This window comes from Streptomyces sp. enrichment culture, assembly GCF_964273255.1.
Lineage (GTDB): Bacteria > Actinomycetota > Actinomycetes > Streptomycetales > Streptomycetaceae > Streptomyces.
On the sequence record NZ_OZ186835.1, the window covers coordinates 1,270,574 to 1,284,016 of the forward strand.

The following is a 13,443-nucleotide window of genomic DNA, read 5'->3' on the forward strand; positions in this document are numbered from 1 at the left end:
CTTCCACGGAGGTCGTCCCAGGGCCGGTCATGCGGGCGCCCCTTCCAGCAGGCGGGCGGCGCGTTCGACGTGCGGCGGCAGCGGTCGTCGGGCGCGCAGCGCGGCGGGCAGGCGGCCGAGGGTCTCGCGCAGGGCGCGGCGGGCGTGGCCGTCGCTGCGGGCGTCGGCCGCGAGGGCTCCGGTCCGGGCCAGCGCGTACGGGACGGGGCGGCGCAGCCAGGCGGTGAGGAGTTCGTTGCGGCGCTGGACGGCGGGGCGGCCGTGGCGGGGTCCGGGGTCCGGATGGTGGTGGGCGACGACGTCGGCGCAGTGGGTGACGCCCCAGCCGCGCGCGGCCAGGTCGTAGGCGAGCAGGGTCTCCTCGCCGCCGAAGAACAGCAGCCGGTGGAAGCCGCCGACGTCGAGGTAGGCGCTGCGGCGGACCACGGCACCGCAGGCCAGGAAGCCCAGGACCTGGGTGCCGGGCAGGTCGGTGGCGGCGCCCAGCGGCGAGTTGGCGAGGACGTCGTTGAGCGGGTCCGGCTCCGCGTCCGGGCCGACGAGCGTGCGGGCGGCCAGGAGGCCGAGGCGCGGGTGGGCGTCGAACAGTTCGGCCGCGCGGGCGAGGGCGCCGGGCGCCCACCAGGAGTCGTCGTCGCTGAAGGCCACGTAGGGCGTGTCGAGGGCGCGGGCGCCGTGGTTGCGGGCGAGGGCGCCGCGGTTGACCGGCAGGGCCAGCACGCGGACCTGGGGGAAGTCGCGGGCGAGCAGGGCGCGGGTGTGGTCGGTGGAGGCGTTGTCGGCGACGAGGACCTCGGGCCGTTCGGGCAGCGCGAGGAGGTGGCGCAGGGTGACGGCGAGCCGCTCGGCGCGGTTGCGGGTGGCGATGACGACGCCGAGCCTGCGGGGCGGGGACGGGGCGGTCACGGTGCGGTCTCCTCTCCGCGGGGCCGGGGGCCGGGCAGCCGGGCCAGGGCGTCCAGGACGTCGGCCGGGGTGATGCGCAGCAGGGCGGGGTCGGTCCGCCGGGCGTGCGGGTCTCCTTCGGGGCCGTACCACAGGGCGAGGTGGCGCGGGTGGGCCGGCGGGCCCCAGCGGCTGGGCGCCACCGGCCCGAAGAGGGTGACGGTGGGGGTGGCGTGGGCGACGGCGAGGTGCGCGATGCCGGTGTCCCCGCTGACGACCGCGCGGGCGCCCGCGACCAGGGCGGACAGCCGGTCGTGGGGGACGCCGCCGGCGAGGACGTCGGTGTCGGGCAGGCCGGCCTGCTTGGCGAGGCGGGCCACCAGGTCGCCCTCGTCGGCGCCCCCGGTGACCACCACCCGCAGGCCGCGCGCCCGCAGGGCATCGGCGACGGCCGCGTACCGTTCGACGGGCCAGCAGCGGGCGGGGGCTCCCGCGCCCGGGTGCAGGACCACCGCACCGGGGGCCGGGGAGGCGGCGGCCGGGCGGGGCAGCAGCAGGTCGGCGGGGTCGGCGTCGATGCCGTACCAGCGCAGCAGGCGGCACCAGCGGTCCCGTTCGTGCTCCTCGGCGTACCAGGGCGGGCCGTCGACCTCCGGGGTGCCGGGGTGCGCGAAGGCCAGCAGGCGCCGGGGGCGCAGACGGGCCAGCAGGAGGTGGCTGGGCGGCCCGTTGCCGTGCAGGTCGACGGCGATGTCGGGGGGCGTTCCGGTCCAGTCGAGGGCCGAGGGTACGGCCCGGCCGGGCGCGGAGGCGGGCAGCAGCCGGTCCACGGCGCCGGTGGCCTCGGCGACGGGGGCGAGGGCGGACGGCGCGGCGAGGACCAGTTCGTGGCCGGGGAAGGCGCGCCGCAGGGCCCGCAGGGCGGGCACGCCGGCGAGCAGGTCCCCGAGGCCGAGGGCCCGCAGGACCAGCAGCCGGGGCCGCGTGGCCCCGGCCGGCGCCGCGCCGTCTCCGGTCCGGGGTGCGGGCCCGGCGGCGCCGGGGCGCGGCGCGTCGCGTCCGGTTCCTCCCGGCCGCCGGTGCGGCGGGTGCGGCGGGGCGGCGGCGGGTGCGCCGTCGGCCGCCCGGACAACGGGGGCCGTCGGCGGTGCGGGGCGCGGGCGGCCCGGGCCGGGGGTCACGGCCGGCGCTCCGTGGCGCGTTCCAGCATGCCGGTGGAGGAGCGGCCCGCGAGGTAGGGCAGCAGGACGGCCTGGCCGCCCCAGGCGTCGAGGAGGGCCGCCTCGGGCAGGTCGGCGGCGGCGTAGTCGCCGCCCTTGACCCAGACGTCGGGGCGCAGGTCCGTCAGCAGGCGCTCGGGGGTGTCCTCGTCGAACACCGCGACGGCGTCGACGCAGGCCAGGGCGCGCAGCACCCGTACCCGGTCGTCGATGGGATTGACCGGGCGGCCGGGGCCCTTGCGGCGCCGTACGGAGGCGTCGGAGTTGACGCACACCACCAGGCAGTCACCGAGGTCCCGGGCGGCCTGGAGGAGGCCGACGTGGCCGGCGTGCAGCAGGTCGAAGCAGCCGCCCGCGGCGACGACCGTGCCGTGGGCGGCGCGGACGCCCGCGGCGAGCGCGAACGGGTCGTCGCCGTCGGGACGGTGGCCGTGGGCGGCGTCGGCGCGGGGCACGGCGCCCGCGCCGCCCGCGCCGACGAAGGCGGTCGCGTCGGCGACGGCGCGTTCCACCGCCTCGCCGACCAGGGCGCCGTCGGCGAGCAGACCGGCCGCGGTGGCGGCGAAGCGGTCGCCGGCGCCGCAGGGGTCGCCGCGGTGCACGGCGGCGGCGGGCACCAGCAGGGGGTGGTCGCCGTAGGAGAGCAGCGCGCCGCGGGCGCCGAGGGTGACGGCGACGGCGGCGGCCTTCCACTGCCGGACGAGGGTGGCGGCCCCGTGGGCGACCCCGTACAGGTCCCGCCGGGCCGGTGCCGCGTCGGGGGCGTGGGCCTGCGCCTCCTTCTCGGCGGGCGTGACCAGCCGGGTTCCGGGCACCGGCGGCCCGCCGCGCGGGTGCGGGTCCCAGACCAGCGGCGGGCGGGCGGTCAGGACGTCGCGCAGGGCGTCGGCGGTGCCGCGGCCGTAGTCGGAGACCAGGACGGCGGACGCGCCGAGGACCGCCTCGCGGGCCTCCTCGGTGGCGGCGCGGGCGCGGCCGTCGCCGCGGTCCAGGCGGGCCACCGGCCGGTCCCCGGCCAGGATGCGGGTCTTCTCCGGCAGGGCCCCGGTCAGCGGCAGGGGGATCACCTCGACCCAGGGCCGAAGGAGCCGTTTCAGTTCGCGGCTGGCCGGGTCGCCGCCCAGCGCGGTGACCAGGGTGACCTCGCGGCCGTCGCGGGCGGCGAGGTAGGCGGTGAGGGCGGCGCCGCCGGGCCGCGTCGTCTCGGCGCAGTCGTCGACGACGGGGACGGGGGCGTCGGGGGCGAGCCGCTCGGAGCTGCCGGTGAGGTCGCGATCGAGCAGGGCGTCGCCGACGACCAGCAGGGGCGCCTTGACGCCGGTGCCGCTCACGACACCCTCCGTCCTTCGGTGCCCTCCCGCCACCTCCCGCTCTCCAGCGCCGCGTCGAAGGCCCCGCACATCATGTGCACGGCCACCAGGTGGAGTTCCTGGACGGTGGCGGCCCGGGGCGCCTCGACGCACAGGGACTCGTCGCTGCACGCCATGAGCGGGTTGGGGGCGGGTCCGGTGAGGGCCCACACGCGCAGTCCGGCCGCGCGGGCGGCGTCGGCGGCGGACAGCAGGTTGGCGCTGGCGCCGCTGGTGGACAGCAGCATCAGGACGTCGCCGGGCCGGCCGTGCGCGCGGACCTGGCGGGCGAAGACCGCGTCGACGCCGTAGTCGTTGGCGATGGCGGTGGTGCTGGAGGTGTCGGCGTGCAGGGCGATGGCGGAGAACGCGGGCCGGTCGTCGCGGTAGCGGCCGACGAGTTCGGCGGTCAGGTGCTGGGCCTGGGCGGCGCTGCCGCCGTTGCCCGCGGCCAGCAGCCTGCCGCCGGCGGTGAGCACCTCGGCGAGCCGTTCGCCCCACCGCGCGACGACGGGTGCGTGCGCCCGGAAGGCGCCCAGCGCCTCGGCCAGTTGGTCGCAGTGCCCGGTGACGGGAGGGTGCACGGTCATCAGGCCACCTCCTTCGGGATCGCGTGTGCGGCAAGGACCTGGCGGTGGACGCGCTCGACGCCGTCGGCGACGCGGTGCCAGGTGTAGCGGTCGAGGACGCGGGCGCGGCCGGCGGCCCCGTACGCGCCGCGGGTGTCGTCGTCGGCGAGCAGGTCGCGCACGGCGGCGGCGACCGCCTCCGGGTCGCCGGGGGTGACGAGCCGGCCGGTGGTGCCGTCGGCGACGCTGTCGCGGTGGCCGCCGACATCGGTGGCGACGACCGGGACGCCGCACGCCATCGCCTCCAGGGGGACGATGCCGAAGGGTTCGTAGGCGGGGGTGCACAGCACCAGGTCGGCGCTGCCGATCAGGGCGGGCATGGCGGCGGGGTCGACGGCGCCGAGCATCCGCACCCGGTCGGCGACCCCCGTGCGGTGGGCCAGGTGCCACAGCCGGCGCGCCTCGGGGTCGCGGTCCAGGCGCCCGGCGGCGGGGCCGCCCGCGACGACGAGTTCGGCGTCCGGGATGCGGGCCAGGGCGCGCACCGCGAGGTCGTAGCCCTTGCGGCGGACCAGCCGGCCGCAGGCCAGCAGCCGGTGCCGGGCCCGTCGCGGCGGGACGGCCGGGCCGGTGACGCCGGGGCGGAAGTGGCCGGCGTCGACGCCGCACGGCACCACGCGGACGCGCCGGGCGGGCACGCCCATCGCCGCGAGTTCGGCGACCTCGTCGGAGCAGGTGGCGAGGATGCGCTCGCAGGTGCCGGCGAGCTGCCGTTCGATGCCGATGCGGGCGGGCGGGCTGGTGTCCCGCCACCCCTGGTGGCGCCGCTTGACGGTGCCCAGGGCGTGGAACGTCTGCACCACCGGGATGCCGTGCGGGCGGGCGCCGACCTGGGAGGCCATGCCGGACATCCAGAAGTGGGCGTGCACCACGTCGGGCCGGTCCCGGCCCCAGGCCCGCGCCAGGTGGGCGCCGAACACGGCCATGTGCGGCAGCAGTTCGTCCTTGGGGACGGTCTCGGGCGGGCCCGCGGGCACGTGCTCGACGACGGCCCCGCCGGGCAGCGGCACCCGGTCGGGCAGGGTCACCGTGTCGCGGCGGGTGTAGACCGTGACGTGGTGGCCGCGGCGCGCCAGTTCCTCGCTGAGCCGCGCCACGTACACGTTCTGGCCGCCGGCGTCGACGCCGCCGAGCGCGGCCAGGGGGCTGGCGTGTTCGGACACCATGGCGATCCTCATCGGGTCACCTCCTTCAGCAGCCGCTCCCAGTCGTCCAGGAAGCGGGGGAGCCCGTAGCGGGCGAGGGCCGCCGCACGGGCCGCCTCGCCGACGCCGCGGGCGTACAGCGGGTCGGCGAGGAAGTCGCGGACGGCGTCGGTCAGGACGTCGATCCGGTTGGAGACCACCCCGGCGCCGGGCGGGACCGCCTCGGTGACCTCGGTGGTGGCGAGGGCGACCACGGGCATGGCGAGGTGCATCGCCTCCAGCAGGGACAGGCCGAGGGAGGTCCAGCGGACGGGGTGGACGTAGACGCGGCGGCGGGCCATCTCCGCGTGCAGGTCGCGCTGGGCGAGTTCGTGGGCCCGGCACCGGCCGGGGGGCAGGCCGACGTGCGCGGCGACGCCCTCGGTGGCCATGCCGAACACGTCCAGGGGGGCCGCGTCGGCGAACGCGGGCAGCAGGTCGGTGCCGGTGGTGCGGCCGCGCCGGACCGGCTCGTTGACCACGACGGCGGCCCGGGGCAGCTCGCCGGTCCACCGCGGGCCGGGGTCGACGATGCCGTGCTCGACGACCGCGGTGGGGGTCGCGCCGGCGTCCCACATCAGGCGGTTGAAGTGGGTGACGTGCACGAGGGTGACGCCGGGCACGTCGGCGGCGGGGTGGCGGGTGTCGGGCACGTCGCCGTGCGGGGCGTTGTGCTCCAGCCAGATCATCGGCGGGCGGCGGCCCAGCCAGGCGTCCACCAGGGCGAGTTCGTGGGGGCGCTGAAGGACGACGACGTCGATGTCCTCGTCCCGCAGCCGTTCCGGGGGCACCTCGACGACCGAGTCGGGCCAGTCGAAGGTGCGGGCGCGGCCGAGGCCGTCGGGCCCGCGGTCCGGGGTGACCGGGACGACGTAGGTGTGGGGGCCCTGCACGAAGGCCGTGGTCCACGACCCGTGCACGTGCCAGAGCAGGATCCTCATGCCACCTCCACCAGCTTGCCGACGGCGGCTACGACGTCGAGCGCGGTCACGCCGTCCAGACACGGGTGGCCGGGGACGGGACAGGTGCGGGCCCGGGTGCCGGCGCACGGCGCGTTCTGGTCGCCGAGCAGCACGCAGGGCACGCCGTACGGCCGCCACCGTCCGGCCGGGACGACCGGCGCGAACAGGGACACCACGGGGGTGCCGACGGCGGCGGCGAGGTGGGCGGGGCCGGTGTTCCCGGTGACCGCGCAGGCGGCCCGGGCGAGCACGCCGGCGAGTTGGGCGGCGTCGGTGCGGCCGCCGAGGTCGAGGGCGCGGTCCCCGGCGACGCGGGCGGTCAGGTCCCGCTCGCCGGGGCCGCCGGTCACCACCACCCGGTGTCCGGCGTCGGCGAGTTCGGCGACCGCCTGCGCGCACCGGCCGGGGCTCCAGGCGCGGGCGGGGACGCTGGCGCCGGGGTGGACGACGACGTAGCCGGCGGGGCCGGTCAGCGGTTCGGTGTCCGGCGGCGGGAGGACCCGCAGCCTGCCGTCGTCGGGGCACGGGAACCCGGCGGCGCCGGCGAGGTCCAGCGCGGCCTCGGCCTCGTGGGCGTGCGGGGCGCGGTGGTGGCGCACGTCGAGGAGGGAGCCGGGGTAGTCCTCGCTGTCGGCGGCGATGTGCCGGACGCCCGCCATGCGCAGCAGCAGGGCGGTGGGCAGCGGGGACTGGTGGAAGGAGGTGAGGACGAGCGCGGTGTCGGCGCCGGTGGCGGCGATCCGGCCGACGAGGGCGTCGATGTCGTCGCGCCGGGCGGGGGGCGGGCGGAACCCCGCCCAGGGCGCGTCCCAGACGAGGATGTCGTCGACGCCGGGCAGGAGCCGGGCGGCGGGCTCGCCGAGCGGTCCGCACAGCAGGGTGACGTGGTCGGCGCGGGCCGCGACGGCGCGCACGGCGGGCCCGGCGAGCAGGACGTCGCCGAAGCTGTCGAGCCGGGTGACGAGGGCCTTCACGCGTGCCTCCCGAGCGCCGGGGATCCGGCGGCCGGACTGCGGCCGGGTCCCGGCAGGCCGTCCAGCACCGCGCGGACGGCGGCCGTCAGGTCCGGGGCGACGTGGGGCGCGGCGGCCGTCTCCGCCGGGCGGGTCGCGGGGGTGGGGACGAGGACGGCGCGGGCGCCCGCGCGGTGGGCGGCCTCGACGTCGGCGCCGATGTCGCCGATGACGACGCAGTCGGCGGGGTCGGTGCACAGCCGTCCGGCCGCCCAGAGGATCATGCCGGGGCGGGGTTTGCGGCAGGCGCAGCCGTCGTCGGGGCCGTGCGGGCACAGCGCCCACACGTCGAACGGGCCGACGAGGTCGTCGACGCGGCGGTTGACGGCGCGGGCGTCGGCCTCGGTGATGAGTCCGCGGGCGATGCCGGACTGGTTGGTGACGACTCCGGTGCGCACGCCCCGTTCGCGCAGGGCGGCGACCGCCTCGCGGGCGCCCTCGACGGGGCGCACGAGGGCGGGGTCCCCGTTGTAGGGGACGTCGTGGACGAGGGTGCCGTCGCGGTCGAACAGGACGGCGCGCACCGGGCTCACCGGGCCACCTCCTGCCAGGCGGGGGCGCGGCGGTGGCGCCAGGCTCCGGCGAGGCGGTGCCAGGTGGCGGCGGGCGGGATGAGGGCGCTGGTGACGAGCATGGTGGTCACCTCGTCGCGGGTGCGCGGCCCGGGGAGGATGCGGGCGCGGGCGAACTCGGCGGTGCCGGCCGCCCAGCCGAGGGCGCAGGCGGCGGCCGCCCGCCGGTGTCCGGTGGCGGCCAGGACGCAGGCGGCGGCCCCGGCGGCGGTGATCGCGGCGTGGCGGCGGATCCGGCCGCGGGGGGCGGCGGCCCGGTCCCACCAGCCGGGGCCGTGCAGACGCCGCATGAGCGCGTCGTCGGCGTTGCCGCGCTGCTGCCTGAGGGAGGCCCAGCGGGAGGCGGGGCGCACGGGGTGCCGGGTGGTGCGGCTGCCGCGCCGGATGCGCAGGCCCCGGTCGAGGATCCGCAGGGCGAGGTCGGCATCCTCGCGGAACGCCCGCGGGAAGCGTTCGTCGAAGCCGCCGACCTGCTTCAACGCCTCGGTGCGGTAGGCCATGTCGGCGGTGATCCAGCGGGCCCGGGCCAGCCCGGCGGTGCCGCGTTCCCAGTCGGTGGGGCGGCGTTCGCCGGGCAGCGGCACGGTGATGACGCCCTGCACGCCGGCGACGTCGGGGGGCGCGTCGGCGAGGTCCTCGGTGAGCTGTGCGCACCAGTTCGGGCCGACCTGGACGTCGTCGTCGAGGAAGGCCACCCAGGGGGCCGAGACGGCGCGCATCCCGGTGTTGCGGGCGGCGGCGGGTCCGCGTCCGCCGCCGGTGAGGACGGTGGTGCGCTCCCGCAGGTCTCCGAGGACGCCCAGCGGGTGGTCGAGCGCGGCCGGGTCGGGGTCGGGCCGGTCGTCGACGAGGACGATCTCGTCGGGGCGCGGCCCGGTGGCGGCGGCCAGCGCCGCGAGGCAGTCGGCGAGCGTGTCCCGCACCAGGGTGGGGATCACGACGGCGTAGGCGGTCATGCGTAGGCCCTCCCCCGGCGCACCGCGTAGGGGCCGATGGCGAGCAGGTCGACGGGGGCGGAGCCGAAGCACTCCAGGGCGTCGCGCGGGTCGTCGACCATGGGCCGGCCGGCGGTGTTGAGGCTGGTGTTGACGACGACGGGGAGTCCGGTGCGGCGTTCGAAGCCGTGCAGCATCCGGGCCACCAGGGGTTCCTGACGCTCGTCGACGGTCTGGATGCGGGCGGTGCCGTCGACGTGGACGACGGCGGGGATGCGCTCGCGCCACTCGGCGGCCACGTCGTGGACGAAGAGCATGTACGGGCTGGGCAGCGGGCCGCCGGAGAACAGGTCGGCGGCGCGGTCGGCGAGCACCATGGGGGCGACCGGCCGGAACTCCTCGCGGCCCTTGACCTGGTTGAGCCGTTCGAGGTTCTCGGCCCGGCCGGGGTGGGCGAGCAGGGAGCGGTGCCCGAGGGCGCGCGGTCCGTACTCGCTGCGGCCCTGGAACCAGGCGACGACGCCGTCCCGGGCGAGTTCCTCGGCGACGGCCTCGGCGATGTCGTCGGGCCGCTCGTAGGGGACGGCGGCCCGGTCGAGCCAGTCGCGCAGTTCGTCGTCGCTCCAGCCGCGGCCGAGGTCGGCGCCGGGCATGGGCAGGGTGGCGACGCCCTCCTGGGCGGACACGTGCAGGGCGCCGCCGAGAGCGGTGCCGGCGTCACCGGCGGCGGGCTGCACCCACACGTGGCGGTAGGGGCCGCGGGCGGCGAGGCGCGAGTTGGCGACGCAGTTCAGGGCGACGCCGCCGGCCAGGGTGAGGGCGTCGCCGCCGGCTTCGCGGTGCAGCCAGTGCACGAGGTCCAGCAGGACCTCCTCCAGGACGGCCTGGGCACTGGCGGCCAGGTCGGCGTGGTCCTGGTTCCAGGGTTGGTGCGGGGCGCGGCGCGGGGTGAGGGCGGCCCAGTCGACGCCGTGGGCGCGGAAGCCGCCGTCGCCGGTGGCGTGGACGTGTTCGCGCAGGCGGGCCAGGTGGCGCGGGGTGCCGTAGGAGGCGAGGGCCATCACCTTGTACTCGTCGCTGCTGCGCAGGAAGCCGAGGTGCTCGGTGAGTTCCTCGTAGACCAGGCCGAGGGAGTGGGGCAGGGCCTGGGTGGCGAGGGTGTCGAGCTTGCCGTCGCGGTAGCGGCCGGCCAGGTGGGAGGCGGCCTCGCCCCGCCCGTCGAGGACGAGGACGGCGCTGTCCGGGTGGGGGGAGGCGGGCCCGGCGGAGGCGGCGTGGGCGACGTGGTGGGGGACGAAGACCACCCGGGCCGGGTCCAGGCCGGGCAGGGCCTCGGCGAGGAACTCGGGGGCGCGGCGCGCGTAGTCCAGGCGCAGGTGGTCGAAGGGGTCGTCCAGGCCCAGGTCGGCGGCGGGCCGGGCGAGGGCGGGGTCGAAGGAGTAGGTGACGGCGTCCAGGTCGGCGGGGGTGAGCCCGTGATGTTCGAGGCACCAGCGGGCGGCGAGCTCGGGCAGTTCCCAGGCGGAGAAGGGAACCGGGCGCTTGCCGTGCTTGCGGCGGCTGAAACGCTCCTCCTCGGCGGCCGCCACGGCCTGTCCGTCGACGACGAGGGCGGCGGCGGGGTCGTGGAACAGGGCGTTGATACCAAGGATGCGCATGGTGCTGTGCTCCGTCCTGGGCGACCGGTGGGACTCGGACTCCTGGGGAACGCGAGTGCCGTTTTGCGGTTGTCTCAAACACTTGGAGACAACTTAGGCAGATATGCACCGGTTCGGCCCAGTCGAGGCCGCGGATCACGGAAGGACGGGCCGGAGCGGGAGACGGCCGAGTGATCACTCTCACAGGCCCGCCGACGCCCGGCGGAGAGCACGTCGGAGCGACTATGCACTGCGCGTATACACGCTGCGTATAGTCCCGGCATGCCTTCTCCGACCAAGAAGACGAAGAGATCCACGACCGCGTTCCGGGCCGCCTCGCTGGGGGTCGCGGCGGCCCTGCTGATGGCCCTGGGCAGCTGCGGACGGACGGACACCACCACCCCGAGCAGCGTGCGGGCCACCGACGTCCGGGCACGGTTCGGCACCGTCGACTGCCGCCAGGCGAAGTGCGTCGCGCTCACCTTCGACGCCGGCCCCAGCGAGCACTCCGCCCGGCTGCTGGACATCCTCGCCGAGGAACAGGTCCCGGCCACGTTCTTCCTCATGGGCCGGCGGCACATCGACCGCTACCCCGAGCTCGTCCGCCGCATGGCCGACGAGGGGCACGAGCTCGCCAACCACACCTGGACGCACCGCAACCTCACGGACCTGGAGCCGGAGGAGATACGCGAGGAGCTGACCCGCACCGACGACGCCATCGAGGAGCTCACCGGCCGCCGCCCCACCCTCATGCGTCCGCCGCAGGGCCGCACCGACGCCAGGGTGCACGGGATCTGCCGGGAACTGGGGCTGGCCGAGATCCTGTGGAGCGTCACCGCGAAGGACTACGCGACCACGGACTCCGACGTCATCACCCGCCGCGTCCTGTCCCAGGTCTCCCGCGACGGCATCGTCCTGCTGCACGACCTCTACGACGGCACGGTGCCGGCCGTGCCCGGCATCATCGGCGCGCTGAGGAAGCGGGGCTACGTCTTCGTGACGGTCCCCCAGCTGCTGGCACCGGGCCGGGCGGAACCGGGGAAGGTCTACCGGTGACCGCGGCCGGGGCGGGCGCTGGGCCGACCGGGTGACACGGGCCCGGGGCTGCCGGCCGGCGGCCCCGGTTTCCTAGGATCGTCCGGTGGCCCTCTTCCTTGTCCGGCGCACGGCGCCCCTTTCCCCCGACGAGGCCTGGCGCCGGCTCACGGCCTGGCACCGGCACGGCGACGTCGTCCCGTTCACCCGGGTCACGGTGACCACTCCCCCGCCGACCGGCGAGGGCACGGTCGTCGTGGCCCGCTCCGGGATCGGCCCGCTGTCCTTCAGCGATCCGATGGAGGTCACGGTGTGGCAGCCGCCGGGGGACGGCACGCCGGGCCGCTGCCGGCTGGAGAAGCGGGGCCGGGTCGTCACCGGCTGGGCGGAGATCGAGGTGCGCCCCGGTCCGGGCGGGCGCGCCCGGGTGGAGTGGCGCGAGGACCTGCGGGTCGCTCCGCTCCCGGCCGTGCTCGACGGCGTGGTGGGCCGCACCGGACGCCTGGTCTTCGGCCGGGCGGTCAACCGGCTGCTGCGGCAGGCGTGACCCCGTCCGGGCGGACGGCCCGCACACCCCGGGCCGGCTCAGCCCGGTGCCGGCGGCCATCCCTCCGGGTGCGCGTCCAGCGGGGCCGCGAAGACGGTGGGAGGGTCGACGGCGGAGACGCGGACGAGGAGCCGCCGTGACCGGCGCGCTCGGCGTTCTCCTCGACGAGGTCCGACGGCCACCGCCGCGCTGTCGGCCGCCCGCCCGGTCCGGTCGGCCGCCGGGCCCGTCCGACGGCCGTCCGCCCGGTCCAGTCGTCCGGTCCGTTCGGCCGCCCGCCCGTGCCGGTCGGGCCGTCAGGCCACCGACCCGATCCGCCCCGCCGGTCCCGGGCCGCCGTCGTGGTGGATCGGGGTGTGTGCGCCGGTGAGGGGGGCGCCGCTGCCGCCGCGCCGGTCGGCGACGATCTCCGCCGCGATGGACAGCGCCGTCTCCTCCGGCGTACGGGCGCCCAGGTCGAGGCCGATGGGCGACCGCAGCCGGCCCAGTTCGAGTTCGCTCACGCCGACCTCGCGCAGGCGGGCGGCGCGGTCCAGGTGGGTGCGGCGGGAGCCCATCGCGCCGACGTACGCCACCGGCAGCCGCAGCGCGAGCCGCAGCAGCGGCACGTCGAACTTCGCGTCGTGGGTCAGGACGCACAGGACGGTGCGCCCGTCGACCTCGGTGCGCTCCAGGTACCGGTGCGGCCACTCGACGACGACCTCGTCGGCGTCGGGGAAGCGTGCCCGGGTGGCGAACACCGGGCGGGCGTCGCACACGGTGACGTGGTGGCCGAGGAACTTGCCCACCCTGACCAGGGCCGCCGCGAAGTCGATCGCCCCGAAGACGATCATGCGGGGCGGCGGGACCGACGACTCCACCAGCAGCGTCAGCGGGGCCCCGCACCGGGAGCCCTCCGCGCCGATCTCCACCGTGCCGGTGCGGCCCGCGTCCAGCAGCGCGGCGGCCTCCGCGATGACCGTGCGGTCCAGTTCCGGGTGGCCGCCGAAGCCGCCCTCGGCCGACCCGTCGGGCCGGACCACCAGCGCGCGGCCCCGCAGCGGCCCGGGTCCGCTCACCACCCGGGCGAGGGCCGCCGCCCCGCCCCCGGCGGCGGTGTCGAGGGCGGAGGCCAGGACCGGGCGGACCGGGTCGTCCGCCCGGACCGGGGTGACCAGGATGTCGATGACGCCGCCGCAGGTCAGGCCGACCGCGAACGCGTCGTCGTCGCTGTAGCCGAAGCGCTCCAGGACGGACTCGCCGTCCCGGAGCGCCTGCGCGCACAGCTCGTACACCGCGCCCTCCACGCAGCCGCCGGAGACCGAGCCGATCGCGGTGCCGTCGGCGTCGACCGCGAGCGCGGCGCCGGGCTGCCGGGGCGCGCTGCCGCCGACCGCCACGACCGTGGCGACGGCGAAGTCGCGGCCCTCGGCGGTCCACCGGTGCAGTTCCTCGGCGATGTCCAGCATCGTGCTCTCTCCTCGGCGGTGGGGTTC

Annotated in this window: 13 protein-coding genes; 2 read left to right on the forward strand and 11 right to left on the reverse strand. The window is 77.6% G+C overall.

From position 1 onward, the window contains the following. Positions 1-27: 27 nt before the first annotated feature. From ACSU53_RS05535 to ACSU53_RS05580, 10 genes are all read right to left on the reverse strand, one after another. Positions 28-906 carry a glycosyltransferase family 2 protein gene (locus ACSU53_RS05535; RefSeq protein WP_437025141.1) on the reverse strand — a complete coding sequence of 293 codons (879 nt, stop codon included), beginning with the start codon at positions 904-906 and terminating at the stop codon, positions 28-30. Beyond that, positions 903-1,859 carry a glycosyltransferase family 9 protein gene (locus ACSU53_RS05540; RefSeq protein WP_437033037.1) on the reverse strand — a complete coding sequence of 319 codons (957 nt, stop codon included), beginning with the start codon at positions 1,857-1,859 and terminating at the stop codon, positions 903-905. Before ACSU53_RS05540 ends, ACSU53_RS05535 begins: the two co-directional genes overlap by 4 nt. 203 nt (positions 1,860-2,062) lie before the next feature. Continuing rightward, the gene (gene rfaE2 / locus ACSU53_RS05545) at positions 2,063-3,436 is read right to left on the reverse strand and encodes a D-glycero-beta-D-manno-heptose 1-phosphate adenylyltransferase (protein ID WP_437025143.1); all 1,374 of its coding nucleotides are present in this window, start codon (positions 3,434-3,436) and stop codon (positions 2,063-2,065) included. Further along, positions 3,433-4,044, reverse strand: coding sequence for a D-sedoheptulose-7-phosphate isomerase (locus ACSU53_RS05550; RefSeq protein WP_437025145.1), 612 nt, complete (start codon positions 4,042-4,044; stop codon positions 3,433-3,435). Before ACSU53_RS05550 ends, rfaE2 begins: the two co-directional genes overlap by 4 nt. Then, the gene (locus ACSU53_RS05555; protein ID WP_437025146.1) at positions 4,044-5,261 is read right to left on the reverse strand and encodes a glycosyltransferase; all 1,218 of its coding nucleotides are present in this window, start codon (positions 5,259-5,261) and stop codon (positions 4,044-4,046) included. Before ACSU53_RS05555 ends, ACSU53_RS05550 begins: the two co-directional genes overlap by 1 nt. After that, a complete protein-coding gene (locus ACSU53_RS05560; RefSeq protein ID WP_437025148.1) occupies positions 5,258-6,208 on the reverse strand; it encodes a glycosyltransferase in 951 nt (316 codons plus the stop codon). Before ACSU53_RS05560 ends, ACSU53_RS05555 begins: the two co-directional genes overlap by 4 nt. Next, a complete protein-coding gene (locus ACSU53_RS05565) occupies positions 6,205-7,203 on the reverse strand; it encodes a glycosyltransferase family 9 protein (protein WP_437025150.1) in 999 nt (332 codons plus the stop codon). The genes ACSU53_RS05560 and ACSU53_RS05565 overlap by 4 nt, the downstream gene beginning before the upstream one ends. Continuing rightward, positions 7,200-7,775, reverse strand: a complete 576-nt coding sequence (locus ACSU53_RS05570; protein WP_437025152.1) for a D-glycero-alpha-D-manno-heptose-1,7-bisphosphate 7-phosphatase — start codon at positions 7,773-7,775, stop codon at positions 7,200-7,202. The genes ACSU53_RS05565 and ACSU53_RS05570 overlap by 4 nt, the downstream gene beginning before the upstream one ends. Next, a complete protein-coding gene (locus ACSU53_RS05575) occupies positions 7,772-8,770 on the reverse strand; it encodes a glycosyltransferase family 2 protein (protein ID WP_437025154.1) in 999 nt (332 codons plus the stop codon). Before ACSU53_RS05575 ends, ACSU53_RS05570 begins: the two co-directional genes overlap by 4 nt. Beyond that, positions 8,767-10,407, reverse strand: a complete 1,641-nt coding sequence (locus ACSU53_RS05580; RefSeq protein WP_437025156.1) for a carbamoyltransferase family protein — start codon at positions 10,405-10,407, stop codon at positions 8,767-8,769. The genes ACSU53_RS05575 and ACSU53_RS05580 overlap by 4 nt, the downstream gene beginning before the upstream one ends. A 261-nt stretch (positions 10,408-10,668) precedes the next feature. Between ACSU53_RS05580 and ACSU53_RS05585 the strand changes: the two genes are divergently transcribed. Next, entirely contained in the window at positions 10,669-11,442 is a 774-nt protein-coding gene (locus tag ACSU53_RS05585) for a polysaccharide deacetylase family protein (RefSeq protein WP_437025158.1), read from the forward strand. Positions 11,443-11,527: 85 nt separating this feature from the next. After that, on the forward strand, positions 11,528-11,968 hold the full coding sequence (locus ACSU53_RS05590; protein WP_437025160.1) for an SRPBCC family protein: 441 nt from the start codon (positions 11,528-11,530) through the stop codon (positions 11,966-11,968). Between the two features lie 296 nt (positions 11,969-12,264). Here the strand turns inward: ACSU53_RS05590 and ACSU53_RS05595 are convergent, their stop codons facing one another. Continuing rightward, a complete protein-coding gene (locus ACSU53_RS05595; protein ID WP_437025162.1) occupies positions 12,265-13,416 on the reverse strand; it encodes an XdhC family protein in 1,152 nt (383 codons plus the stop codon). Positions 13,417-13,443: the final 27 nt, after the last annotated feature.

Excerpts from the sequence above, each read along its gene's own strand:
- ACSU53_RS05550 (WP_437025145.1), bottom strand. The coding sequence starts at position 4,044 with ATGACCGTGCACCCTCCCGTCACCGGGCACTGCGACCAACTGGCCGAG.
- ACSU53_RS05555 (WP_437025146.1), bottom strand. The coding sequence starts at position 5,261 with ATGAGGATCGCCATGGTGTCCGAACACGCCAGCCCCCTGGCCGCGCTC.
- ACSU53_RS05560 (WP_437025148.1), bottom strand. The coding sequence starts at position 6,208 with ATGAGGATCCTGCTCTGGCACGTGCACGGGTCGTGGACCACGGCCTTC.
- ACSU53_RS05575 (WP_437025154.1), bottom strand. The coding sequence starts at position 8,770 with ATGACCGCCTACGCCGTCGTGATCCCCACCCTGGTGCGGGACACGCTC.
- ACSU53_RS05580 (WP_437025156.1), bottom strand. The coding sequence starts at position 10,407 with ATGCGCATCCTTGGTATCAACGCCCTGTTCCACGACCCCGCCGCCGCC.
- ACSU53_RS05585 (WP_437025158.1), top strand. The coding sequence starts at position 10,669 with ATGCCTTCTCCGACCAAGAAGACGAAGAGATCCACGACCGCGTTCCGG.
- ACSU53_RS05595 (WP_437025162.1), bottom strand. The coding sequence starts at position 13,416 with ATGCTGGACATCGCCGAGGAACTGCACCGGTGGACCGCCGAGGGCCGC.